This window comes from Truepera sp. (assembly GCA_032027045.1).
In the GTDB taxonomy this organism is placed as follows: Bacteria; Deinococcota; Deinococci; order Deinococcales; family Trueperaceae; genus JAAYYF01.
Genome location: JAVSMU010000001.1, coordinates 1,328,145 through 1,352,393, shown reverse-complemented (window position 1 = coordinate 1,352,393; position 24,249 = coordinate 1,328,145). Strand labels below are relative to the sequence as shown.

Sequence of the window (24,249 nt, the reverse complement as noted above, 5' to 3'; positions counted from 1 at the left end):
GCCTCGTTCAGAACGCTTTTCATCTGTACTCCTTAGGGTCGAACAGGTCTCGGAGAGCGTCACCAACGAGGTTGAAGCTCAACACGGACAAGAAGATCGCGATGCCGGGGAACGTGCTCGTCCACCAAGCGTTGCGCAGGAGGGCCCTACCGTCCTCGATCATCAGACCCCAGTCGGCGGCCGGCGGCTGGCTGCCGAGGCCGATGAAGGCGAGGCCAGTGGTCGCGAGGATGACCGTCCCCATGTCGAGAGACGCCTGCACCAGGATCGGCGTTACCGAATTGGGGAGGATGTGCCGGAACATTATCTTGGGCTCGCGTGCGCCCAGAGCGCGGGCGGCCTCCACGAACGCCTGGCGGCTCAGGGAGTGGGCCACACCACGAACCAGGCGCGTGTACCAGGGCCACCAGGAGACCGCCAAGGCGATGACTGCGTTCACGAGGCTTGGGCCCTGAAGGGCGACGATCGCCATGGCAAGCAGCAGTGACGGGAAGGCGAGGAAGAGGTCGCAGATCCGCATGATCACTTCGTCCACCCAACCCCCCGCCAGACCGGCGATGGCACCGAGGGGTGCTCCGATGAGGACTGCCAGCAACACCACGATGAGCGGCGCTATGAGTGCCGGCCTTGCGCCGTAGATCAGGCGGCTCAAGACGTCGCGGCCAAGGCGGTCCGTGCCCATCACGAACTCCGCCGATGGAGGCTGCATGCGCGTGCTGACGGACGAGCGGCCTTCACCCATGGTGGGGTACGGGGCCAGCTGCGGCGCGAAAACGGCGACCAGCAGGAGAAGGAGCACGAAGAAAATCCCGAAAACGGCTAGCCAGTCGCGCTTGAGGATCGCTAAGGCACGTTGCCAGGTGCTGCGTTGCGGCGCGAGCTCGTTGCCGGGCTCGGGCCTACCGGCGTACTCGTTGCCGGAGTCGGGCCCGCCGGCGTACTCGTTTCCGCCCGCCCGCGCTTCGGGCATGGCTTCAGTGGCGGCGCTTGCGAGGCTGCCCGCGAACATGCGCCACGAGGCGCCAGTGACGCCTACCGGTCGGCGCCTCACGCCAACCGCATCCGCGGGTCGATCAGGGCTTGACAGGCGTCGACCACCAAGTTGGCCAGCACGTATCCAGCGGCCCCGAACAACGTCATTCCGAGGATCGACGGGTAATCGACGTTCAGGAACGATCGCACCGTGAACGAGCCCAGCCCGGGCCAGGCGAAGATGACCTCGACGTAGAACGTGCCCGTAAGCATGAAGGCCAGGGTCAGGCCGATCACCGTCAGCGTCGGGCCCACGGCGTTGCGCAAAGCGAAGTGGTTGAGGACGCGCCTCTCGGCCACCCCGTAAGCTCGCGCGGTTCGGATGTAGTCCTGCGAAACGACCTCGATCATGGCCGCGCGCGTCATGCGGGTGATGAGCCCGATCGGGTAGGCCGCCAACGTCAGAGCCGGCAGCACGATGTGGCGGAAGGCGTCGTAGAAGGCGACGAAATTGCCGGTCACGAGAGTGTCGAAGAAGTTGAGGCCGGTGATGGAGGTGATGGGCGCCGTGAACCGCAGGCTCCCGTCGACCCTTCCTGCCGCTGGAAGCCAGCCGAGAGCGTGGACGAACACGAGTTGAAGAAGCAGGCCCAGCCAGAAGGGGGGCAGCGAGACGCCCACCACGGTTGCCACCCGCACGATTGCCTCACCCAGCCTGCCCCGCATGCGGGTAGAGAGCACCCCAAGCGGGATGCCGACGATCACGGCCAGGAGCATCGCGACGCTCATCAGTTCGAGGGTGGCGGCCAGGCGCGACCCGAGCTCTTTCGTCACGGGCCTCTTGGTCGCGAGCGAGTTACCCAGGTCGCCTCGTGCCAGACCCTTGAGGAACTGGCCGTACTGCTCGATCAGGGGCTTGTCGAACCCGAACTTTGCGTTGATCTCTGCGATCTCGGCGGGACGCGCCCGCGGACCCAGGTACAAGGATGCCGGGTTCGACGGGATGATCCGAGTGAGCATGAAGACGATGGTCGCCACCCCGAACAGGACGAGGAGTGACAACATCAGGCGCCGCGTGATGAACTGGAGGAGACCCATCGGTTAATCAGTGGAAGGCGTGCGTCTCCCTGTTGCTCCTTGCAGGAGGAGACGCACGCCTTTGCCTCTCAGTTGGCGAGGTGCAGCGGGTAGAAGAACGTCGCAAACGGATAGTTGACGTTGTACTCGTAACCCGCCAGGTAGGTGGGGATGGCGAACCAGCCGCCGTAGTCGAAGAAGAAGAGGCCGGGAGCCTCGTCGTAGAGGATGTCCATGGCGTCTAAGTACAGCGCCTGGGCTGCGTCACGGTCCGTGCCGGTGAGCTTGATGGCCTCGTCTACGAGGTCGTCGAACTTGTCGTTCTTCCAGTAACTGAGGTTGAAGTAGGGGGCGTCGGAGCTGTGGAACATGGTCCAGAGGTTATCCGAACCGGCGTCCGAGATGGTCGGCCAGTAGAGGACGAGGAAGATGTCCTGGGCGTTCTCGGGATCGTCCTTGGCTACGGCCCACTGCTGGTTCCAAAGCAGCGGCTCGATCTCTACCTTGATGCCGATCTCGGCCAACCCGTCCGCGAGCACCGGGGCGAAGGCGCGCTCGATGGCGTTCTCGGCGGAGTAAGTGAGGTGCAGCGTGAAGCCGCCGCCCTCGTGACCGGCCTCGGCGAGCAGCGCCCTGGCCTTCTCGAGGTCTTGGTGGTACTGCGGGATCTCCTCCGACCAGGGGAAGATGCCTTGCGGTACCGGACCGCGGGCTTGACTGGCGAAGCCCTCCGCACCGACGGCGATGAGGTCGAGGTAGGGCACGGCGTAGGCGATCGCTTGGCGGACCCGCACATCGTCCAGGGGAGCGCGAAGCGTATTCAGGAAGCCGAGATAGCTGTAAGGCGTCACGACCGTCTGCACGTTGTAGGCGGGGTTATCCAAGATGGACTGGTAGGAAGTGACGGGCAGGCTCAGGGCGAGGTCTACCTCACCCGCCAGCAGCATCTGTTCCTGGAGCACGGCGTCTGAGACGATCCGGATGACGACGTTCTCGAAATGCTCGACGTCGCCCCACCCGCCCCAGTAGTCGGGGAAGGCGCGCAGCACGACCTCGGCGTCCGGCTGGTACTCGGCGAGCATGTAAGGCCCGGTTCCCGCCGCGATCCCGGCCTCGAAGTACGAGTCGTCCTCCTCGGCCGCGTCGAGGGCGGCGGGACTGACGATCCAGGCTCCGTTGGAAGAGGCGACCACCAGGTCGAGGGGCGTCGGATACTTGAGGTCGAACCTGACCGTGAGGTCATCGACGGCCACTATCTTGTCGACCGGTTCCCAGATGAACGCGGCGCCCCCGATGGCCTTGTGGCGCTCGATCGAACGGACTACCGCGTCGGCATCCATGGTCTCACCGTCGTGGAACTTCACGCCGTCACGCAGGTGGAACGTCCACGAGAGACCGTCGTCGGATAGCTCCCACGACGTAGCGAGCGCCGGCGTGAACTGTTCGTCAGAACCGGCAGCGTTGGCCCAGATCAGCGGTTCGTAGAGGTTGGCCATGTAGAAGGCCTCGGTGGAGAACGATAGGCTCGGGTCCCAAGTCGTTACGGCAGCAGTAGACGCGACTCTGAGCACGGTGCTCGACTGTGCCGATACGACACCCACGACCACCGCAGTGAAGACCAGTAATGCTAGGCGGACGAGCGTTGACGGCTTCCTCATATACAACCTCCTGCGACATCGTTGTCGGCGGGCAGCTGGCGTACGAACTTCGGTTGTCTGCTAAGCGCACCTTAGAGAATCCCGTTGGCAGACCGTTGGCAAACCGGGCCGCGAAGGCAGCCTGAGCTTGGCGTGGAGGGCCGCGTTAGACTTGCTGCGTGGCCATGCCCACCAAGTATGGGGTGCCTCGTTATACGGCATTCCGCGTCCCGCGGCCGCGGTTGTCGCGAGCAGCCTCGAAGGAAGCACGCCGCTCGGCCGTTCTGCTCGTCGCGCCGCCGGGGTACGGCAAGACAGTGCTGCTCGCAGAAGTCGTCGAGGAACTCGCGGATCCGCTCGTTTGGCTCCAGTTGGACGAGAACGATAACGATCCGATCGCCTTCGTCAGCGCCCTCTCCGAGGGAACGCGCCGCAGCTTCCCCGAGGTTGCCGAGCGTTTAGCGAGGCTCGACTTCACCGACACCAATGGGCATGGAGAGCGTCTGCTGGCGATGGTGATGAACGTCTTCGAAGACGTGGGTGTGGGCGCCTGGACGATGGTGATAGACGACCTGCACCTCATCGCCAACCCGCGGACCCTCGCTCTGGTCGCCAAGCTCGTCGAGTTCCCTCCGCCCGGTCTGGCACTGCTCATCGCCTCGCGTATCCAACCGTCACTCCCACTCCACCGCTGGGTTGCGCAAGGCGCCATACGCCTCTTCGACATCGACGACTTGCGTTTCACACCCGAAGAGGCCCGTGCCTGGTTGCGCCGCGACCTTCCTGGACTGAGCGACGACGCTGTAGGGCAGCTACTCGAGCGCACGGAAGGCTGGGGTGCCGGGCTTTATCTGGCTAGTGGGTTGCTCTCGGGTGGCACGGATGGCAAGAGCCTGGCTGAGCGCCTCACGGGCTCCAACCCCGTGGTGGGTGGTTACCTGATGGACGAAGTCTTCGTGCGGCAAAGCGAGGAGCTGCAAGAGTTCCTGCTTTCGAGCGCGGTGCTACCCCAGTTCGATGCCGCCTCCTGCAGCGAGCTGCTTGGCATCACGCTCGCCCGTTGCGAACGACTCATCGACCAGCTCAAGCGGCAACAGGCCTTCTTGCAGCCGCTCGATGCCGAGGGGCGCTGGTACCGCTACCACTCGCTGTTCCAGGAGTTCTTGCTCGGACGGCTCACGCGCCAAGCCGGAAAACGCGCCGCCGAACTGCGGGTCGCTGCGGGCCACCTGGCGGAAACCAGGGGCCAGCTCGTGGCGGCGGTCGGCTTCTACCTCGAGGCAGACGACCGCGTGGCCGCCGCGAACCTACTCGAGAACGAGGGAATGGCCATACTCAACCAAGGTCGGGCGGAGGCCCTGCACCGCTGGCTCCAACAGTTAGGTGATGAGGTCGCAGTTTCCCCGCGGTTACAGCTGCTTCTCGGCCGTGTCCTAAGGCGTTTAGGCCGGCCCCAGGCCGCCAGTTCGGTACTCAAGGGCGTAGGGGACGAGGCCGATCCTCGAACGCTGAGCGCCGCGCGTACGGAGCTCGCCGCCATAGCCAGGTCGCAAGGCAACTACCGCGGCGCCGCGGACTGGGCCCGGCAGGCCGCCACGGCTGCCGGTGGCGACACCCTTCCGGGTTCGAGGGCGGCAGCGATGATCGAGCTTGCCAAATGCGAGGGCCACCTAAAGGGTATGGGCGTGGGCCGTCAGGTTGCCGAGCGTGCGCTCGAAGAGTTCGAGGAGGCCGGGTCCAACGGCCGCTCACAGCCGGGAGACAGCCGGCTGCGCGCGACCATGCTCGGCGAACTGGGCCAGATCTGCTGGTGGCATGGCGACATGGAGGCCGCCGTCGCGTACCTGAACGAGGCGCTCGGCGGGCTCGACGAACTCTCGGGCCTCCGCGCCGCGGATGTGCAGCTCGCGCTTGCGGTCCCGACGCTGTATCGCCACGGCCCCGACGCTGCTAGAAGGCATGCGGAATTCGCGCTCAGCACCTATCAGAGCCACGAAGCCAAAGAGAGGATCCCAGCCGCCTACGCCGTGCTCGGGAACGTCTACACGAGGGCGGGGGACCTGGACCGCGCCGAGGCTTTGCTGCGCTCCGCGATAGCCCTTGCCGATGAGATCGACGGCGCCAGTTACGACCGACTGATGGCCGCCGGGTACCTCGCGCACGTGCTCGAGTTGCAGGGCCGGATCATGGAGGCGGCTCAGATCGCCACCGAGGCGCTGTGGGCGTTCGAAGGTGAACCCGGCTGTTACGAGGCCTACGTCTGCCGCAGCGTGCTCGCCGACACCCACCTGGGCGCGGGACGCTGGCAGGAGGCCAAGCAGATCTTCATGGACCTGGCCGTGCTCGGAGAGCAGCGGCATTACCGGATTCCGCTGGCGATGGTCTACTTTGGGCTCGCCTACATCGAACTCGAGCGGGGAACGGAGCAGGCCGGGATCGAACTGGCGGAGCGCGCGTTCGACATGCTTGCTCCCAGCCACGCTTGGCAGTTGATAGTCGACCAAGGGCAGCGCGCGCAGCGGGTGCTCGAGGCCCTGCGGCCCATCAGACCGTCCGACCCTTTCATCGAGCGCGTCGCCATCGGTCTTGTCCAGTCTCCAGCGGCGGTTCACTCGCGGGTCCGCGCCAGCAAAGCGGACTCGCTGCATGCTGACGTCGAGGTGGAGTTGCTCGGTGAACTCCGCGTGGTGGTCAACGGTAGAGAAGTTCCCGCCCGCGCGTTCGAATCCTCGAAGGCGCGTGACTTGCTTGCCTACCTGGTGGTGCGGCGGGGTGAGACGGTCACGTTGGATTCCGCCCTGGCGGACCTGTGGCCCGAGGAGCCGAACAGGGCGAAGACCGCGCTCCACACGGCGCTCTACCGTCTGAGGAAGGCACTCAAGTGTGGTTCGGACGACCGCACGCGCTTCGTGTTCGTCGAATCAGGCCGTTACCGACTGGACGCCGCTCGTTTCGATATCGACATCGACCGCTTCGAGAGCCTCAGCGCACAAGCCCGTGAATCGCCGCCCGAGAGGCAGAAAGCGCTGCTGACCCAGGCCCTCGGGTTGGTGAGCGGGGAAGTGCTGGCAGGGTTGGACTACTCGTGGGCCGCACCGTTTCGCTCCAACCTCACCCGCGCAATCAGCCGCAACCTCCGGCGCCTCTGCGAACTCCATCTCGCCGCCGGTGAACTCGAGGTAGCTCGGGCCGTATCTGAACGGTACGTCCGGCTCGACCCTTTCGACGAACGCGCTCACTTGTTGAACGTTCGAGTTCAACACGCGCTTGGTGACCTGGTGGAAGCGGAGTTGACGTATCGGCGGCTTCGCGACCTGTTGGAACGAGAGATGGGTGTTGCCCCGACTGCGGAGACAGAGCGCCAGTACCGAACCCTGATGACGCAGGGGCCCCAGGAGTGACGCCCTCGCGGCGAGGTCCGCGCGAGAGCAAACTGCGGCTCAGGAGCACGCCGGCCACGAATGGGTGATCACCTGCTCACCCCCGCCTGGCTGCTGGTGGGGCTGAGCGGCAGCGTGGCCGGGGAACTGGTCAGCCGTGGGGGGCGCCTGGTTTTCCGGTCGGCAGACGAGGTTCTCTTCGACGCGACACTCGAGGCCGTGCGGCAGGTGCGCTTCCCCTGGTACTACTTCGGCGGCGGCGTCCACTTCACCGTCGAGGGCAGGCGTTACCGAGTGGGCTTCGTGCGGCCTACCTCGGAAGGCGGCGGCATCCTGGACATCTCCGCGGGACGCCGGGCCGGGAGGGCTTGGAGGAAGGTGCTGCTGTAGAGGCCGAGGGTGGCCAGCCGTTCTGGCGTTGGCCCGGCGACTATCAGGCCGTTTGAGCCTCGTTCGCAGCCGCCTCGTTGGCAGCCGCTTCCTCGGCCGCCGCCGCTTGCGCGGCGACCTCCGCGTGCACTTCCTGCATGTCCAGCTCGCGAACCGCGGTGATGACCTCGTCCAGCTGTCGCGCATTCAAGGCACCGGGTTGGGCGAAAACCAGCACGTTCTCCCTGAACGCCATGAGCGTCGGGATAGAGCGAATCTGGAAGGCCCCTGCCAGCTCTTGCTGCGCCTCGGTGTCGACTTTGCCGAACACGACGTCGGGGTAACTCTCCGACGCCTTCTCGAAGATGGGTTCGAACATGCGGCAAGGACCGCACCACGAGGCCCAGAAGTCGAGGAACACGATGTCGCTCTCGGAAATGGTGGTATTGAAGTTCTCTGCTGTGATCTCTCGCGTAGCCATGGGCGGAGTATATCCCCCGGGGGTGTATTCGGCGAGTAGCGGGGATTGCGTTGGGTGTTACGCCACCCCAGAAGTAAGCAAGACCGGCCACTACCCGCGAGTTGGCGGCCGGAAGGGCCGCCAACTCGAATCGATCTGTCCGCTGGCTCTAGCTACTAGCGCTCGTGGAACGTCAGCGAGCCGCCGTGGGTGTCCGCATTCTGCGCCCACGCGAAGCGCGCGGTTGGGGTGATGGAGAGTACGGGCCCAGCAGCGTCGGGGTTAGGGAGTCGCACGATCACGGAGGGTACGTTCGCCAACACGGAGGCGGACGCCACCCAAAGGCTTCCCGAGCTGTCGAAGCCGATCATCGACGTGTTGGGTATGGCTTCGCCGGCAACGTGGATTGCGGCGGAGGGGGTGACGACGGTGTCGCCGGTGGTTATGGCGTACGGGTCGTCGAATCGCGCAACGCTGACCTGCCCGCGGTTACCAACGTAGAGCCGCCCCACGGCGTCCATGGCCAGACTCGCGGGGTTACGCACGGCGCTGAGGTCGCCGTCGCCGAAGTTGACGGAAGCGAACTGTTGGTCGGGAACGAAGTCCGCATGTGTACCCGTGAGGTCGGCGGGGTCGTCGATGCGGCTGACCGTCCAATCGAAGAGGTCCGTTACCCAGAGGTTGCCTTGCTTGTCCAGCAGGAGGCCGTCCAAGTAGTTATAGCGAAAGATGGTGCTCGTCGACGAGCGGAAGTCCAGGATGGCCGCCGCATCGAGCACCGTATCTCCTACTGCGCTGGAGACGCCGGCCAGCTTCACCATGCGGTTGGCAACGGGGCTCGACGGGATGGTACCGCGGCGGTCGACGACCCAAAGGTCACCGTTGGCCGCGAATGCCATGGTCAGCGGCTCCAGCAACGCGGGGCTGGTGATGACGGCTGCCGGCGAGGGGTTGCCCGAACCAAGTGCGGTGCCCGCGTCGTAGACGAGGATCTTCCCGCCGCTCCAGTCGGAGACGTAGATCCGGCCGTCAGGGCCGAAAATCGCCGCTCCGATGGAGCCACCAGCCCCGATGGCGAAGCTGGCAGTCGTGTTACGAGCCAGATCGGCTGGGTCGGCTGCCGCGCTCAGTACCTCCACGCGGTTGGTCGACGAGTTGGCCACCAGCACGAAGAGGTGCTGAGCCTCCGGTTGTGGGGCAGCCCCACCGCACGAAGTTAACGCGATGCTTCCGGCGACGACGAAGGCCATACACCAAGCCCAGATATGTTTGATAGAGCGTGAATCCTCTTCTCGTGACATCAGTTCACCTTTCCTCGAGCATTGCGTTGTTGCGGGTCACACCGTAGCTGCGGGGCGTTTAAATGCAACTTAAATGGCGGTGGGTTGGAGACGTCTGATGAGTGCGCTGGCGGGGGTAACCTGCAACTGCGATCTCTCCTCCCAGGACACTATTCCGTGGCAAGTGGTTCGGTTGCCGGGTAGGCTGCCGGGGTAGCCATCGGGGCGTCAGGCTCCCTAAGGTGCGACGCGGCAGAGCGCCGTTACGAGAAAGGGCTGCATGTCGAATCCAGTGGTGGCATTCCTCGCCGGCACCGGCGTCTTGTTCGGCTACTACCTGCTGATGGTCGGGCTGGTGCCCGTCTTGTTGTTGTCGTTGACGTCTATTCCCCGTGAGCTTGCCCGCAAGCTGCACCACGTCTTCTACGGGTTCTCGATCTTCATCCTGCTCGAGGGTTTCGGGACCTGGTACCTGGCGGTCCTCGCGGCCGGCACCTTGATCGTCGTGGCGTACCCGGTGCTGCGGGTTCTCGAGCGGCAACCGTTCTTCGAGGGCAGCTTCGCGCATCGCAAGGGTGACCCGGGCGATTTCCGGCGGCAGATGGTGCACGTGCAGCTCACCTTCGCGCTGCTGCTGGCCTTGACTTGGGGTGTTCTCGGGCCCGAGTTCCGCTACCTGGCGGCGGCGGCGGTAATGGCTTGGACCTTCGGCGACGCGGCCGCGGCGCTGTTCGGGAAGGCCTTCGGTAAGAACAGGATCGAACACCAACTGGTCGATGAGGGCAAGACCCACGAGGGCAGCGCGTCGATGACTGCTTTCGCCTTCGTTGCAATCTTCCTGACACTCTGGCTTTACGGCGGCGTGCCCTGGTGGGCCTCCGGCGTGGCGGCGCTCGTGGTGGCGCCGTTGGCTACCGGTATCGAGGCGATCTCTCCGGCAGGCACCGACACCGTGACGGTGCCCCTCGTGAGCGCCGCGGCGCTGTATCCACTCCTGAATCTGCTCGAGTGGTTTGCGGGTCGCGCTTGAGACCGCTGGACGGCGAGACGCGCGCGCGCGAGAAGACGCTGCGGGCTGCCGTTCTTCTAAGCGTTTGGGCGCCGTTCGCGACCTTCGTGGCGCTGTTGCTCGGGCGCTCCACGACCCAGGCTGCCGACTTCGTGCGACGCACTGTCGAGTTCGGCGCCGTACTCGGCTCATGGTTGGCCTTCCGGCGCGTACAGCGCGTTTCTGACGCCGAACGCAGGCAGATCGAGAGGTCTGTGAGAGTGGTCGTGGGCGTTGCCTTGCTGTTATCGGCACTGGCTATCTTGGTGCTGGCCGTCGTCAAGTGGCTCAAGCCCACTCCGACCGGCAACGTCGTCCTCGGCTTCGTGATCGCTGCGCTGGGGGCCGGGGTCAACGCCTGGTTCTGGGCACGCTACGAGCGCTTCGAGCGCCAGGAGCGCTCGCCCATCGTTACCGCGCAGGCGCGGCTGTACCGCGCCAAGACCTTCGTCGACGTGGCCGTGCTGGTGGCGTTGGGCTCATTGTGGATCTTCGGCGACAACACCGTCGGGCACGTGATCGACCTGGCCGGCTCCGTGGTCGTGGCCCTGTACCTGGCCTGGAGCTCCTACGGGCAGCTGACCCATGCCGACGCCACCCCCGTGTTGCGCGATCATGGGGCTTCGGAGTGACCCCGACTCGTTTCCAGTTCCTCGTTCGGGGCAAGCCTCACCAGAGCCAGCAGGCGCCGCCCGGCCGCAGGCCGACTGCCACGGTGGCGCCCGGCTGCCAGGTGGGGGCCGTACTCCCGCTCGCCACGTACTCGGCCAGGTCGAGCGGCAGGTCCACCAACCACGGTTCGGGCACGCCCTCGAGCGCCAACCAGTACCGCTGGAATGCGCCGTAGAAGCCGCTCGAGACTACTTCCGCCTCCACTTGCCAGGCTCCCGGCGCGGCGAAGGTGTCCGCGGGGCCCACGAGTACGTGTTCGGGGCGGACCATGGCGAGGCCGGCGCTGCCGGCAGCGGGTTGGCGCTCGTCGGGCAGACACACTACCAGCGGCTGCCCCACCGCCGTCGCGGTAACGGAACCGTTCGTGGTGGTGCTCACGGCCTGGACCGGCAAGAGGTTTGCCTGCCCCACGAACTCCGCCACGAAGCGGTTGGTGGGCCGCTGATACACGACCTCCGGCGCGCCGACCTGTTGGCCGCGGCCATGGTCCATGACGACCACCTGGTCCGACAACGACAGCGCCTCCTCCTGATCGTGGGTGACGTAGATGGTCGTTATGCCGAGTTGCCGTTGCAACTCCTTGAGTTCGGCGCGCAGCCGCAGCCGGAGCTTCGCGTCGAGGTTGGAGAGGGGCTCGTCCATGAGCAGCACCTCGGGCTCCAGCACTATGACCCGCCCCAGCGCCACGCGCTGCTGTTGGCCGCCCGACAACTCGTGCGGGAAGCGCCGGCCGAGGGCGTCGAGGCCCAGTAGTTCCAGCGCTCGCTGCACGCGCTCGACCCTCTCGGCCTTCCCCATGCGCCGCATGCGCAGCCCGTAGCCCACGTTGGCCCGCACGTTCATGTGAGGGAAGAGGGCGTAGTCCTGGAACACCAGGCCAACGCCGCGCAGGTTGGGCGGCCGTCCCACCTGGTCGACGCCGGCTATGACGACGCTGCCCGCGTCCGGCTCCACGAACCCGGCCACGATGCGCAGCACCGTCGTCTTGCCGCACCCGCTAGGGCCAAGCAAAGTGGTGAAGCTGCCGCGCGGCACGCTCAGCGAGAAGTCGGCCACCGCGGTGGTGGCGCCGAATGCCTTGTACAGCCCGGTCAGCTCGACGTGGGCGGCTCCCTCAACCGCCGGCACGCGAGAACTCCAGTTGCTTGAGCGACCTGCCGGTGATGAGGTAGAGAAGCGCGAGCGACAGCATGGTGACGATGATGAGCGCGGATGCCAGGGCCGCGGCCCGGCCCCAGCGCCCCTGATCAGCAAGGTTGAGGATGGTGACGGACGCCAGCGGCGTGTCGAACGACACCAGGAAGATGACCGTGCTCAACGTGCCTACCGACTGCACGAAGCAGAACACGAACGTGGCTACCAGGGCCTGCCGCACGAGTGGCGCCACGATGCTCGTGAGGGCCCGCAACCTCGAGGCTCCAAGGTTCGCCGCGCTCTCGTCGAGGGACGGCCGCAACTGATCGATGGCGGCGGCGCAGATCCGGTAACCCACCGGTAGGTACGAGACGGCCATGCCGATGACGATGATGGCGGCGGTTCCCGTGAGCTGGAAGGGCGGGGTGTTGAACGCCAGCACGAACGCTACCCCCATGAGGGTGCCCGGTATGGCGGCGGGTAGCAGGGTGGCCAGGTCGAGGCCGCGTCTTAGGGGCACCTTGGCGCGCTGCACGAGGTATGCCGCCAGCAGCGACAAGACGGTGCAGACGAGTGCGGCGGTGGCCGCGAAGCGCAGGCTGTTCCCGAGCCCGCCCACGTGCCCAAGCACGTACTTCGCGTGCTCGAACGTGGGGGTGAAGTCGACGCCCCACAGCTTGGTGAGGGCGCCCATGAGGACCACGCCTTGGCTCGCGGCAACGAAGAGCGTGACGAGCAGGCACACGGTGAACAGTGCCCAGCGGAGCCACGGCGCCACGGTGGGCGCGGGCAGGGACGAGGAGCGCCCGCCTACCGTGGCGAAGCGTTGTCGTGTGGCTGCCTGGACCCACTGCTGCGCGCCGAACAGCACGACGGCCGGCACCAACAAGACGAGACCGAGTGCGGCACTGGTGCCGAAGCTCGCCCAGCCGGTGAGCTGGGTGTAGACGGCGGTGGCCAGGACCTGGAAGCGACCACCCACCAGCATCGGGTTACCGAAGTCGCCGAGAACCCCGATCGAGATGAACAGCGCCGCGGCAAGCAGGCCGGGCGTGACGAGGGGCAAGGTGACGGTCCGAAGCACCTGGCCCCGGCCGGCGCCCAGGCCCCTGGCCGCCTGCTCCAGGCCCGGGTCGACGGCCAGGAAGGCGCTGCGCAGCACCAGGTACGCCACGGGGAAGAACGACAACGTCTGTGCCAGCCAGAGGCCGTGCAGGCCGTAGATGCTCGTCTCGAGGCCCAGCAACTGGTAGGTGAGCAGCCCGCGGCGCCCCAACAGGAGGATGAAGGCCAGCCCCGCCACGAACGGCGGGGTGAGGAGCAGGAAGAGGGGCACGACGCCGAAGAAGCGCGCGCCGGGCACGCGCGCCCGCGTGACGGCGTAGGCGTAGACGGTTCCGAGCAGCAGCGACGATACGGTCGACAGGCCGAGGGTTATGAGGGTGTTGAGGGCCGCCCGTTGCCAACGGGGCGTGGTCATCACCAAGCGCCAGTCGGCGAGGGTCGGTTCGAGCGCCACCCTCACGAGTGGCCCCACCACGAACGTCAGCAAGAAGAGCGCCACCAGCCCGTAAGCCAGCAGCAGACCCCGGTCGAAGCGCCACAGACGGCCGAATGACCTCAACCCCATGGTGAAGCCACCCGGCGGCGGCCGCGTACGCCTTGCCGAGGTCCCGGCCGGCGCTCGCCCCCCTTCACTCGCTAGGCCCATGGCGGGGCGGTCTTCGGCCGTCAATCGACCACTTGCTGCCAGCGGAGCAGCACCTCGTCGCGCTGCTCGCCCGCCAGCTCCGCGTCGTAGTCGATGTAGTCGTAGTCGGCGAAGCTCGTGGCCCCCTCGGGCAGGGGCGCGTCGGGGTTGAGGGGCGTGGTGAACGACTGCGCCGCGAACGCCTCCTCGGCCTTGGCAGAGAGGACGAAGTCGACGAAGCGCCGCGCGTTGTCGGGGTTCGGGCCGCCCTTGATTATCGATACGGCCCCAACTTCGCCGGCGGTGCCGGGCGGCACGATGGTGGTAATCGGGAAGCCGTCGTGACGGTAACGGATCAGGGCGTGCACGTAGGCAACGCCCAGTGCGTACTCACCCGTCCCGACCAACTGCGGCGGCGCTCCGCCACTGGCGGGGAACTGGCCCACCAACGGCGCGAGCTTCTCGAGGTAAGCCCACCCGGCGTCCCAGCCCAGCCTCTGCAACTGGTCCTGTAAGAAGAGGTAGGCAGTCGAGGAAGAGACCGGATCGGTCATGACGATCTCGCCCTTGAACACGGGGTTGAGGAGGTCGTCCCAGGTGGCGGGGAGCGGCGTGTCGGGGAAGAGCTGGTGGAAGCGCTCCAGGTTGACGCCTATCCCGAGGGCCGTGAGGTAGAAGCCCGTCCAGTAACCCTCGGGGCTGACTGCATAGGCGGGCAGGGCAGCGGCGGCCGCGGGGTGGTAGACGGCCAGGGCACCGGTCTCCTCGATGGCGATGTGCTGCGCGCTCGGGCCGCCCAACAGCACGTCGGCCTGCGGCGCGCCGGCCTCCGCGATCACGCGGCTGACCAGCTCACCGGTGGAGGCCCGCAGGTAACTGACCTTGATACCCGTTTCCGCCGTGAACATGTCGGCCAACATGCGCACGTCGTCCTCGTTGATGACGGCATAAACGCGCACTTCGTCCTGGGCGGTCGCCCGTCCGGTTGCGAGCAGGCCCAAGCTCATCGCCAGGGCCAGCAGGGCTATCCGGTTACGCCACCACGCTCCCGAAGGTCGTCTGATCGTCTGGTGCATGACTCAACTCCCGGCCTCGCAACTTTCCGCGGCGAGGGAACGGTTCTCCCGTCAGGGCAGTGTATATCTCCGCTTGGGGGCGGCCCCCCGCACCACCATTCAGACGAGTTTGCCGCGTAACCACGAAGACACGAAGTCGATGATGTTGACGACGATGACGATCGCGATGATGGCGAGGATCATCTGGTCGTACTTGCCGGACGCCATCTTGTCTTGGATGAAGAAGCCGATGCCGCCCGCGCCCACCAGCCCGAGCACGATGGAGACGCGGAAGTTGATCTCGAAGCGGTAGAGGGTCCAGCCGAGGAACAGGGGCGACACCTGCGGCAAAATGGCCCACCGCACCACGTTGCTGCCCGACCCGCCGACCGCCTCGAGGGCCTCGATGGGGCCCTTGTCGACGTTCTCGATGGACTCGGAGTAGAGCTTGCCCAGGTCCGCGATGGAGTGGATGGCCATGGCGAGGACCCCCGCGAGCGGCCCGAGCCCGACGGTGGCGACGAAGATGAGGGCGAGGATGAGCGTGTCGATGCCGCGGTCGAGGTTGAAGAAGCCCCGCGTAAGCACGAAAGCGGCGCGCATGAGCGGGTTGCGGGCGGTGAGGTTGCGGGCGGCGGGGAAGCTCAACGGCACCGCGAACAACGCGCCGAGGAACGTGCCCACGAGGGCGATCTCGAGCGTGATGAGCATCTGGCTGGCGACTTCCTGCAGCGGGAAGATGCCGAACTGCCCGAAAGTCGGGTCGGCGAGGAGGGGCGGCCAGGCGCGGTCTAGGAAGTTGAGGAGGAACGGCCAGCCCTCCACGAGTTTGCGGAAACCGAACTCGGTGGAGGCGAAGGCCGGGGCCAGGACGACGAGCGCCCCGGCGTAGAGCGCCGCGGTGGCGAGATCGTTCGAGTTCTTCAAGGCGGGCTTGGCGAGCAACATCAGGCCGCTGCCGAGGAGCACACCGCACAACAGGAGGACGACGCCCACGCCGTAGCCCGACTCGGCCGGCCGCAACATGCGGTAGCCGGCGTTCGCTGCCGCTTCGGGCAGGCGCTCAGTGGCGAGCCCCGCGGCGCTCTCTATGGCCGGGAGGGGCTTGAGGCCGATCTTCTGGCGCTGCGAGTTCGTGGTTTCCAGGTTGGCGTTGTACTCCTCGACGATCTCGTGCTGCTTCTCGGCACTGGCCGGCGTGGTCAGGCGGTAGTAGCCGACGGCGTTGGGGAAGACGCGTTGGCCACCTGGCGACAGCAGCAGCGCGGCGGTGAGGACGCCGGCCACGGCGGCGAGCCCGAGTACGGGCCAACGCAGGCGGCCCGAGCCCCAACCGGCGAAGGCGATGGCCACGAACAGCACGGCACCGGTGAGCACCTCCATGAGCCCGTTCAGGGGGAGGAGCTTCACCAGCGCCGGGGCCTGGGAGTGCCACGTCAGCACGGTCACCAGACTGCCCGCGGCGCCGAGCACGGCCACCAAACCGCCGATGCGGGCGTTCAACAGAGGCACGATGATGGCGGCAAGGGCGGCGATGAGCACCACCGCGAGCAGCGGTTGGAAGGGCGTCATGCCGAGCAGCGTCGGCCTGACCGAGTTGCGGCTTACGAAGCCCACGGCCGTCGAGAACGGGAAGGCGAGGTACGCGACCAGCAGCGCCAGCCCGGCCGTGATGACCAGGCGCCGCATGGAGGCTCGTGCGAGGCCGATCAGCACCGAAACGCCGGCGCCGATGACGACACTGGCCCACATCAGAGCGCCTCGAGGGAACCGGCGTAGATCCGGGTCTCCAGCTCGTCGTCGAGGCTGCTGACGGGGCCGTCGAAGATGAGCCTGCCCTTGTTGAAGGCAAGCACCCTTCTCGCGTAGCGCTTGGCAAGGTCGATGACGTGGATATTGACGAGCACGGTTACGCCCTTGGCCTCGTTGTAATCACGCAAGATGCCCAGGATCACGTCGGACAGGCGCGGATCGAGGCTGGCCATGGGCTCGTCCGCGAGGATCAGCTGCGGCTCCTGTGCCATGGCGCGCGCGATGGCGACACGCTGCTGCTGCCCGCCGGACAGTTGGTCGACGCGGGCGTCCTCCCTGCCTGCCAGGCCAACGTCGTGGATGGCGGACAGCGCCAGGGCGCGGTCAGTCTCGGTGAAGAGGCCGAGCAGCCCGCGCCACGTGGGATGGTAGCCGAGCCGGCCGGTCAGGACGTTGTCGAGCACGCTCAGGCGCTGAACCAGGTTGAACTGCTGGAAGATGAAGCCGACGGTGCGGCGGTAGTGCTGCAGTCCGCGCCCGTGCAGCTTGGCGACGTCGCGGTCGCCCACTAAGATGGAGCCCTCGGTCGGGTCGACCAGGCGGTTGAGGCAGCGCAGGAAGGTCGACTTCCCTGCGCCCGAGAGGCCGAGAACGGCGATGAAGTCGCCGTCCGGAACGCTCACGTTGACGTCCGACAGGGCTCGGGTGCCGTCGGGGAAGACCTTGCCGAGGTTCGAGACTTCGATCATCGAGCTGTCGTGTGCACCGAGGTGTGCGCCGCGCGCTCATTTGCTTGCGCACGGCGCACACCAGTTGCCTCACTGACCCTTGTCGAGTCCGAGGATCCGGCGGGTGTCTCGAACCACGGCGTAGTCGGAGCTGTCGGCCGGGATCATGTAATCGATGCGGTAGAGGTCCACGAGCAAGTTGTTCTCGGGCGCCTTGATGGTGGCGATGGCGGCCGCGATCTGGTACGTGAGGGCCGGGTGCTCGTCGGCGAACGTCCTCGAGACGCTGAAGGTGTCGCCCGGGATTGGCCGCGAGTAGAAGATGGCCGTGAGCTGCTTGGCCTGGTCGGGATCGAGGAACTGCGTCCAGGCGCCCGAGATGTTCTGGTCGTCGTTGGCGAACGTGGCAGCGGCATCGACGGAGCCGTTCAACACGGCCAGCACGGCGGCGTCGTGGCCGCCGGCGAACACCTGCTTGCTGAAGAAGTCGTCAGGGTTGATGCCGGCCGAGATCAGCTCGGCGCGCGGGAAGGTGTAACCGGCGGCGGAGTTGGGGTCGACCCAGGCGATCGACTTGCCCTCGAGGTCGCCTATGTCGGTGATGCCGCTGTCCTTGCGCACCACGATGGCCGACCAGTAGAACGGGTTGCCGTTACGCACCGACTTGAGGAGCACCATGGCGCCGACCTCTTGGTTGGCCACCACGAAGCCGTCGGGCGGGAAGAACGCGAAGTCGAGGTTGCCCGAACCCATGGCCTCGATGAGCCCACGGTAGTCGGTGGGTATGTACACCTTCACCTCGACGGCGCCGCCCAACTGCGCCTCGATGTAGCTGGCGATGCCGTTGGCGGCGGAGGTAAGGAGGTCTGAGTTCTGCGTGGGGTTGAAACCGATGCTCACGGTGATCGGGGCCTGCGCCGCGGCGACCGGAAGCAGGGCGGCTGCCGCCAGGATGGACAACGAGAAGCTGCGGATGGACTTGATCACGGTACGCCTCCAGGCAACCACGAAGTGGGGTCGAAAGGACCTTGGGAGGGAATCTAGCACGCTGAACCGCGCGCCCTCAACGCGTTCGGGCGACGTGCGCGCAGCGGTCACGGCAGCTCTCCCACCACCAGGTCTCGCATACTTGGCTCGAGCGGCTCGCCCTCGGCCAATTGCGCCACCAGACGCCCGGCCGCCGCGGTTGGCGCGAAAAGCAGGTCGGCCTTGGCCCGCCTCAGCCGCGCGAAGTGCTCTGGCGCCGCCAGCGCCAACACCCGTACATCGGGGGCCAGGAGCTTGACTGCCGCAACGGCGCGCTCGTTGTCGGCAACATCGTCACCCGCGAGTATGACCAGCCGCGCCCGCGCGACGCCGGCGCGTTGTAGGTCACTCACCTCCGAAGGGCGGCCCGAGGCTGCATCCGGCGCGGGCCCCCCAGGGCCGACGGCCGAGAGCCTCACGAACTCCTGCTTGCGGCGCTCGAACTCGGCGGCGGTGCTGTTCGCGAGTGGGCCTTGGCCCACCAGGATCACGCGGCCATGCCGCGCCGCGCCGCTCGACTTGGGCGCCAGGACTCGCTGCAATCTGGGCTCGACGGTGCTGGAGAACAGAGTAGTGAGGGCGGTGGCGAAGATGCCCAGTCCGAACACGAGGAACGTCACGGTGAACATGCGGGTAGTCGGGGTGACTGGCACGATGTCGCCGTAGCCCACGGTTGCCAACGTCATGACCGAGAAGTAGAGGGCCGTCGGCAGGTCGGCGACGACCGGAGTGAAACCCTGGCCCAACAGGTACGTGCCCAGGGTAGCGAAGCCCAGGACCGCCGCAAGGCTGATTGCGGCGATGATGATGTTGGCGCCGATCTCCTGGCGGTCGAAGGCGTTCCGGAACAGCACCAGGACCGCCAAGATGAGCAGCACGGGGGCGCCGAGGACCAGGGCCTCGTGGCGGTCGCCTCGCAGTAGGTTCGCGGCCAGCAGCGCGATGAGGCACAAGGTGCTGAAAGCCCAGGCGCTTCGTAAGCGTAACGCCAGCCCACCCGCCAGCAGCACGAGCGCCACCCCGAAGCCCAACTGGCCACTGCGCCCGAAGGCCGCGAAGCCCTCGGTGAGACCCTCGTCGAACTGTGCGAGGGGCCCATCCACCAGGCCGCCGCCCAACACGTTCAGGCCGAACAGGATGTTCACGCCTCCGACGGCCAGAATCAGCGCGGCGAGCAGCAGATGGGCGTGGCGGCGAAGCGCTCGTATGTGTCGCACTGCTACCTCCGGACTGTGAGGGCCGGCTTCATGTTCAGCTCGATGCGACCAGCGTCCGTACTCTGGCCGGCCTGAAAATGGTACGTGAACGTCAATAGCGCGTGACCCGCGAGCAGCTCGTGAGCGAAGCGGACCCCGTACACGCCGAGCCCCTGCAACGTGGCGGCTTGACGTTGCGGTGTTTCCCCGTCGAGTTGATATTCGAGTTCGAACATCCTTGGCGCCTCTACGACCAGCTCCTTGCCTTTTGGGATAGTGCCGAAGGGGGTGTCCGGGCGCCAGTGCCAGGTCCTGGGTTTCGGCGCCTTGAAGCCGTACCGTTTCTCCACCGCATCGAGCAGTTCCAGTGGGCGACGGTCGCTGGTGGCCTGGAGGAGCTTGAGGAACTCCGCATGCGCCCACACTAGCGGCATGGCGCTTCCCGATGGTTTGCCGGGGAAGAGGAGCTTCTCGGGCAGCGGGTCGGTGTCCCACACTTGCTCCGGGATCAGGCCGCCGGGGCCGGTCATCTTGGTCATCGCCATCAGGTAGGGCGTGGGGTCCTCACCCTGCTGCAGGGCCATGTGACCGCGTTCGCCGGTGAGAAGGGGCCAGGCGCGCCCCACGCCGGTGCCGTCGAAGGGGCTACCGTCGGGGTGCTCGCCGTAACCGTCCCCGTTGTAACGGTGGAAACTGACGCCGCTTGGGGTGTCGACCCGCAGGACGTGCTCCGCCACCTTCAGGCTGGCGCGCATCTTGGGCTCGTCCGCTGCCCGCAGCCCGAGCCGGCTCAGGTACAAGAAATCGATGCTCACCAGCTCTTTGGCCTCGACGCTGTCGTTCACGCGGTTGCGCACCTCGATGCGCCCCCGTAGGCCGCCGGCTGCGGGCGGCGGGACGATGCGGACGTAGTAGCCGTCGACTCCGGCCTGGGCGGCCAGGTCGGTGCCACGGGCGTACGTCCAGGCCTCTATGCGCGCGTTCCAATGATCGGCCAGCGACAGGGCGTAGGCGGCGTCGCCGGGTTCGAGGAAGCCGGCGGCCGCCACGAGGGCAGCGACCTCGACCGCTAGCGTGAACGGGCTGGCGCCGGCGTTCTCCTCCCAGCGGTCCTCGGGACTGATGGGCCCATGCTGGGCGAGGTACGCCGCTGCGCGCCTCACCATCGCCTTCACGCTCGGCAGGTCCGTCAGTACGCCTCGTTCCCGCAGCTTCTCGGCCAGCAGGATGGGGAAGCCGACCTCGTCGAGCTGGATCCCGGTCCAGTAAGGCGCTCCGTCCGGATAGTTGTTCTGGTACCAGTGGCCGTCGGGCTGCTGCACGGCGCAGAGGTAGGCGAGCATCCGGCGAGCGTCTTCGACCTGCCCCGTGGCGAGGAGGCCGAGGCCGGCCTCGACGGCGTCGCGCGCCCACACGAGGTGGTAGCCGCCCAGGTCGTCGTGGCTGCTGCCCCACGGGATGCTCATGCTCGCTACCACCGCGCCAGGGTAGCTCTTGTCCTCGTGCACCTTGAGGGTCATGGCGGAGAGGTAGGCCTCGCGTTTGAGCTCGGGCTTCCGGGTGGGCAACTTGAGCGCCTGGCCCCAAGCCTTCCAGCCTGCTATGAACGTCTTGCTGATAGGCCCGAACCCTTCGACGAGGCTGGAGACCGCTCGGGTCCTCGCGCCCTGCGGGCTCTCCGCGAAACCCAGGGCGATAACGCCCTCGGCCGCGTTCAGCTCACCCATGAGGGCGACGTTGCCGTGCTCCGCGCGGCCGTACGTCCAGGTCATGGCACCGTTGCGCGAGAAGTCCTGCCAGCCATCCGATACGCCCACGTAGCCCACGCTGCTACGCGCGAAGCCCGCGCTGGCCAGCAGGCAGAGGAAGTCGGAACCGCCCGCGGCAAGCAGGGCGCCCTCCTCGCTCCAGGCGGTGTCGTCCCCGCTCTTCGGTCCGAGGTGTGGCGCCAGGAGCGGATAGAGCGTGAAGTCGGCGCCTTCCAGGGCGTACCTGACGAGAAGGGTCTCCCTCAACGGGTCGCACAGGACCTCTAGCGTGAGCCGGTAGTCGTCGCCCTCGTGAACGACCGTGGGCAAAGGCACGTACGGCTCGGGCAACGTGAGCGTGTAGCGGTTCACGCGCTTGACCTCGAACCAGGCACCTGGTTTCGCCACGATGAAGCCGAGGTCGCGGATCTGGGGCCGACCGGTCGTGGGGTAGTAGACCTCGTTCACGATCCCGTGGCCGAGCGTCGCCCACAGGCGGGCCGGACCCAGTGAGGTGGTGACGAGGTCCTTAGCGCTCGAGGACCAAGTAGGCGCGATTCCCGGCTGGCCAGGTGCGTTCATGTCAACCTCCTTGCTTCGGGTTTGGGAGAGCGGCCATGGCGACGTCGCTCACCACCGTGGTGCCCGCTATGGGGTCGCCCTGCTTGGTCGGGTCGAGGTGCACGCTCTCTCCTTCCGATCTACCCTCTGGCGGCGACGGCTCTGGCACCGCCCGACTGATGGCCATGCCGACGATGAGGAGTGCCAAGGCCGCCAGTGGGAGCGAGACGTAGCCGAAGTAACGCACCAGCACGCCGCCCAACAGCGCGCCGCTGACGCCGGCCAAGGCGCCGTTGGCGCTGAAGAGGCCCATGGCCTCGCCTTCCGACAGCGCCGAGTCGGCTGCGAGCGTGGTACCCGCCACGCTGATGAGCGACCACGCCAGCACGATGCCCCCGAAGAGCGCCAGTGCCAAGAGCCCCCGGTCCGCCAGGGGAAGCAGCGCTACTCCTGCGAGACCGGCGAGCATGATCACTCTGAAGGCGATGCCTGCGCGCAGCACTAAAGCGCAGCCGCTTTTCTCGACCCAGGCGCCGGCGGGGCCGTAAAGCAGGAGCCCCACTCCGGCCGCGGCGGCGTAGGCCCAAGCGATACGTTCGGTCGGGACACCGTACAGACGGGCGAGGAGTAGCGGGTAGAACGAGAAGATGAACGACGAACCCGTGTTGATCACGAACCAGAGCAGCTGGAAACGCAGCAGTGCCGCCGGTGCGCGCCTAAGGGCACGTATCGCCTTGCCAACGTGTACGAGGTGATAGGCGTGCGCCAGTGAGCCGAAGAGCGGCTCGACGTTCAGGTGTAGCGCCAAGTGGAACCGGGGTCGGCTCCCCGAGCCCGGCACCCGGGGCAGGCTTCGGCCGAAAGCCATGGCGATGAACGGCAGCAACGCCGTGATGCCGATGGCGAGGCCGAGCCCCAGGCCGCTGAACAGGCCCGCCACCACGAAGCCACCGACCTGTCCGAGGGCGTACGCGGTCTGCAGCGAGCCGAGCCGGACGCTCCAACTCTCGCGCGGGTAGCGCTCGACGATGAAGAGGTTCGCCACCGTAGTGGTTGCCGCGATGCCCAGCCCGAGCACGAGGCTCTCGGCCACCAACAGGTAGGGGTCGTGAGTTAGGGACACGCTCGCCAGCGCCAGGCCCGTTAGGGCGAGGCCGCCGACGAAGAGCTGCGCGTGTGCACGCCACTTGTCGGCGAGTTGCCCCCACAGGGGGGCGCTCAACTGCCCGAAACTGAGGGCGGCCATGACCAACCCGACGTGGGCCGCCGTGCTGCCGCGGCTCACCCACAGGGGCAGCAGCAGCGGCGCCAGCCCGGCCGCTACCGCGCCAACCAGCGCATAGGCGACGAACCAGGGCTCGACGGTCGACTTGGTCGTGCGCAAACCTCCGCCGCCATGATAGGAGCGCGCACGTCACGAAGCCCGGTCGGCTCTCACGCCGGGTCGCCGAGCCGTGCCACCGGCACGCACATCATGAGATGTATACTTACATCATGTTACGCACGCAGATTCTACTGGAAAAGGAGGATGTCGAGCTCCTCGAGCGAGCAACACGCGAGACCGGAGCCTCGCGTTCTGAGTTGATCCGTCGGGCCGTGCGCAATACGTATGGCGAACCGAGTCTCGACGAGAGGCTGGCGGCATTGCGGCTCAGTGCCGGGTCGTGGCAGGACCGACGCTTCACTGGCGCTGAGTATGTAGATGAGGTAAGGGGCGGGTTGACGGAACGCCTGAGGCGTCAAGGGCTGGTTGACTAATAGCCGTCTGGGGGAGATGCCAAACCCGTGAAGATCATCGACAGCTCCGTTGCGATCGACCATCTGAGAGGCAGGCACGAAGCGACGGATCTGCTGTCGGGCTTGGTGGCCGCCGGTGAGGTGATCGCGGCCAGCGAACTCGTGCGCTTCGAGTTGCTGGCTGGCGCCCGCGCTACCGAGGCAGGCGCGCTCGAGGCGTTCTTCACTGTGCTCAAGTGGATTCCCGTTGACGAGGTTGTCGTGCGGGCCGCCGGTGCCCTCGCGCGGAAGCATCGACCGGCGCACGCGGGTATCGACACGGTTGACTATGTCATCGCGGCCACCGCAGCGCTCTTGGACGCCGACCTGTTGACCACGAACGTCGGGCACTTCCCGATGCTAAAGGGACTCAAGGCACCTTACTGACCCGCACGGTCGGTCATTCAGCCTAGCTACGTGCCAGGTCAAACCGGAGCGTGCGGCGACTCCCGCACGGGCCCACATCTGCATGTATTCAGAGAATTCCTCTATCCTGAACCCTATGAAATCCCAAGGCAGGGTTGGGAAACCGTCCGGCGCGGCGCCGACGGACCGGGCCCTCGTGGGCTTCGTGGTCGAGATGGGCCCCGCCCTGGCGACGGCGGGGTTACCCGCCCGACAGAGACACCGCGATGGTCCGGGAACTTGACAATATGATCCGCCTGCGGGAGGTGGGAGAGAAGGGTGA

The 24,249-nt window shown here is 66.7% G+C and carries 19 protein-coding genes; 5 read left to right on the top strand and 14 right to left on the bottom strand.

Annotated features, from left to right (window positions below):
* Nucleotides 1-19: 19 nt before the first annotated feature.
* The 3 genes from ROY82_06180 to ROY82_06170 all read right to left on the bottom strand — a co-directional run bounded on the left by ROY82_06180 (nucleotide 20) and on the right by ROY82_06170 (nucleotide 3,707).
* Complete coding sequence (locus ROY82_06180) at nucleotides 20-1,051, bottom strand: ABC transporter permease (protein ID MDT3682049.1); 1,032 nt, start codon at nucleotides 1,049-1,051, stop codon at nucleotides 20-22.
* Nucleotides 1,048-2,070, bottom strand: coding sequence for an ABC transporter permease (locus tag ROY82_06175; protein ID MDT3682048.1), 1,023 nt, complete (start codon nucleotides 2,068-2,070; stop codon nucleotides 1,048-1,050). Before ROY82_06175 ends, ROY82_06180 begins: the two co-directional genes overlap by 4 nt.
* Before the next feature lie 68 nt (nucleotides 2,071-2,138).
* Nucleotides 2,139-3,707 carry an ABC transporter substrate-binding protein gene (locus ROY82_06170; GenBank protein ID MDT3682047.1) on the bottom strand — a complete coding sequence of 523 codons (1,569 nt, stop codon included), beginning with the start codon at nucleotides 3,705-3,707 and terminating at the stop codon, nucleotides 2,139-2,141.
* Between the two features lie 164 nt (nucleotides 3,708-3,871).
* On the opposite strand from ROY82_06170, the gene ROY82_06165 reads away from it, so the two are divergent.
* Nucleotides 3,872-7,087, top strand: a complete 3,216-nt coding sequence (locus ROY82_06165) for a BTAD domain-containing putative transcriptional regulator (protein ID MDT3682046.1) — start codon at nucleotides 3,872-3,874, stop codon at nucleotides 7,085-7,087.
* A gap of 60 nt (nucleotides 7,088-7,147) precedes the next feature.
* Nucleotides 7,148-7,456: a hypothetical protein gene (locus tag ROY82_06160; GenBank protein ID MDT3682045.1), complete on the top strand. Its 309-nt coding sequence runs from the start codon at nucleotides 7,148-7,150 to the stop codon at nucleotides 7,454-7,456.
* A 43-nt stretch (nucleotides 7,457-7,499) separates the two neighbouring features.
* Here the strand turns inward: ROY82_06160 and trxA are convergent, their stop codons facing one another.
* On the bottom strand, nucleotides 7,500-7,916 hold the full coding sequence (gene trxA / locus ROY82_06155) for a thioredoxin (GenBank protein MDT3682044.1): 417 nt from the start codon (nucleotides 7,914-7,916) through the stop codon (nucleotides 7,500-7,502).
* Nucleotides 7,917-8,071: 155 nt separating this feature from the next.
* The gene (locus tag ROY82_06150; GenBank protein ID MDT3682043.1) at nucleotides 8,072-9,145 is read right to left on the bottom strand and encodes a hypothetical protein; all 1,074 of its coding nucleotides are present in this window, start codon (nucleotides 9,143-9,145) and stop codon (nucleotides 8,072-8,074) included.
* Between the two features lie 310 nt (nucleotides 9,146-9,455).
* On the opposite strand from ROY82_06150, the gene ROY82_06145 reads away from it, so the two are divergent.
* Nucleotides 9,456-10,205, top strand: coding sequence for a hypothetical protein (locus ROY82_06145; protein ID MDT3682042.1), 750 nt, complete (start codon nucleotides 9,456-9,458; stop codon nucleotides 10,203-10,205).
* Nucleotides 10,202-10,855, top strand: a complete 654-nt coding sequence (locus ROY82_06140; GenBank protein MDT3682041.1) for a cation transporter — start codon at nucleotides 10,202-10,204, stop codon at nucleotides 10,853-10,855. The genes ROY82_06145 and ROY82_06140 overlap by 4 nt, the downstream gene beginning before the upstream one ends.
* Before the next feature lie 37 nt (nucleotides 10,856-10,892).
* On the opposite strand, the gene ROY82_06135 is transcribed toward ROY82_06140, so the two are convergent.
* The 9 genes from ROY82_06135 to ROY82_06095 all read right to left on the bottom strand — a co-directional run bounded on the left by ROY82_06135 (nucleotide 10,893) and on the right by ROY82_06095 (nucleotide 23,169).
* A complete protein-coding gene (locus tag ROY82_06135) occupies nucleotides 10,893-12,023 on the bottom strand; it encodes an ABC transporter ATP-binding protein (GenBank protein ID MDT3682040.1) in 1,131 nt (376 codons plus the stop codon).
* A complete protein-coding gene (locus ROY82_06130) occupies nucleotides 12,010-13,659 on the bottom strand; it encodes an iron ABC transporter permease (GenBank protein MDT3682039.1) in 1,650 nt (549 codons plus the stop codon). Before ROY82_06130 ends, ROY82_06135 begins: the two co-directional genes overlap by 14 nt.
* A gap of 101 nt (nucleotides 13,660-13,760) precedes the next feature.
* A complete protein-coding gene (locus tag ROY82_06125; GenBank protein MDT3682038.1) occupies nucleotides 13,761-14,795 on the bottom strand; it encodes an ABC transporter substrate-binding protein in 1,035 nt (344 codons plus the stop codon).
* A 99-nt stretch (nucleotides 14,796-14,894) separates the two neighbouring features.
* Complete coding sequence (gene phnE, locus ROY82_06120) at nucleotides 14,895-16,526, bottom strand: phosphonate ABC transporter, permease protein PhnE (GenBank protein MDT3682037.1); 1,632 nt, start codon at nucleotides 16,524-16,526, stop codon at nucleotides 14,895-14,897.
* Nucleotides 16,526-17,275 carry a phosphonate ABC transporter ATP-binding protein gene (phnC, locus tag ROY82_06115; protein MDT3682036.1) on the bottom strand — a complete coding sequence of 250 codons (750 nt, stop codon included), beginning with the start codon at nucleotides 17,273-17,275 and terminating at the stop codon, nucleotides 16,526-16,528. Before phnC ends, phnE begins: the two co-directional genes overlap by 1 nt.
* 69 nt (nucleotides 17,276-17,344) lie before the next feature.
* Nucleotides 17,345-18,241, bottom strand: a complete 897-nt coding sequence (locus ROY82_06110) for a phosphate/phosphite/phosphonate ABC transporter substrate-binding protein (protein MDT3682035.1) — start codon at nucleotides 18,239-18,241, stop codon at nucleotides 17,345-17,347.
* Nucleotides 18,242-18,348: 107 nt separating this feature from the next.
* The gene (locus tag ROY82_06105; protein ID MDT3682034.1) at nucleotides 18,349-19,497 is read right to left on the bottom strand and encodes an ion channel; all 1,149 of its coding nucleotides are present in this window, start codon (nucleotides 19,495-19,497) and stop codon (nucleotides 18,349-18,351) included.
* Between the two features lie 2 nt (nucleotides 19,498-19,499).
* Nucleotides 19,500-21,806, bottom strand: a complete 2,307-nt coding sequence (locus ROY82_06100; GenBank protein ID MDT3682033.1) for a glycoside hydrolase family 15 protein — start codon at nucleotides 21,804-21,806, stop codon at nucleotides 19,500-19,502.
* Nucleotide 21,807: 1 nt separating this feature from the next.
* Nucleotides 21,808-23,169, bottom strand: coding sequence for an MFS transporter (locus ROY82_06095; protein ID MDT3682032.1), 1,362 nt, complete (start codon nucleotides 23,167-23,169; stop codon nucleotides 21,808-21,810).
* A gap of 401 nt (nucleotides 23,170-23,570) precedes the next feature.
* On the opposite strand from ROY82_06095, the gene ROY82_06090 reads away from it, so the two are divergent.
* Complete coding sequence (locus ROY82_06090; GenBank protein ID MDT3682031.1) at nucleotides 23,571-23,948, top strand: PIN domain-containing protein; 378 nt, start codon at nucleotides 23,571-23,573, stop codon at nucleotides 23,946-23,948.
* Nucleotides 23,949-24,249 lie beyond the last annotated feature (301 nt).

Excerpts from the sequence above, each read along its gene's own strand:
- ROY82_06170 (MDT3682047.1), bottom strand. The coding sequence starts at position 3,707 with ATGAGGAAGCCGTCAACGCTCGTCCGCCTAGCATTACTGGTCTTCACT.
- ROY82_06145 (MDT3682042.1), top strand. The coding sequence starts at position 9,456 with ATGTCGAATCCAGTGGTGGCATTCCTCGCCGGCACCGGCGTCTTGTTC.
- phnC (MDT3682036.1), bottom strand. The coding sequence starts at position 17,275 with ATGATCGAAGTCTCGAACCTCGGCAAGGTCTTCCCCGACGGCACCCGA.
- ROY82_06175 (MDT3682048.1), bottom strand. The coding sequence starts at position 2,070 with ATGGGTCTCCTCCAGTTCATCACGCGGCGCCTGATGTTGTCACTCCTC.
- ROY82_06160 (MDT3682045.1), top strand. The coding sequence starts at position 7,148 with ATGGGTGATCACCTGCTCACCCCCGCCTGGCTGCTGGTGGGGCTGAGC.
- ROY82_06125 (MDT3682038.1), bottom strand. The coding sequence starts at position 14,795 with ATGCACCAGACGATCAGACGACCTTCGGGAGCGTGGTGGCGTAACCGG.
- trxA (MDT3682044.1), bottom strand. The coding sequence starts at position 7,916 with ATGGCTACGCGAGAGATCACAGCAGAGAACTTCAATACCACCATTTCC.
- ROY82_06100 (MDT3682033.1), bottom strand. The coding sequence starts at position 21,806 with ATGAACGCACCTGGCCAGCCGGGAATCGCGCCTACTTGGTCCTCGAGC.
- phnE (MDT3682037.1), bottom strand. The coding sequence starts at position 16,526 with ATGTGGGCCAGTGTCGTCATCGGCGCCGGCGTTTCGGTGCTGATCGGC.
- ROY82_06150 (MDT3682043.1), bottom strand. The coding sequence starts at position 9,145 with ATGGCCTTCGTCGTCGCCGGAAGCATCGCGTTAACTTCGTGCGGTGGG.
- ROY82_06130 (MDT3682039.1), bottom strand. The coding sequence starts at position 13,659 with ATGGGGTTGAGGTCATTCGGCCGTCTGTGGCGCTTCGACCGGGGTCTG.
- ROY82_06165 (MDT3682046.1), top strand. The coding sequence starts at position 3,872 with ATGCCCACCAAGTATGGGGTGCCTCGTTATACGGCATTCCGCGTCCCG.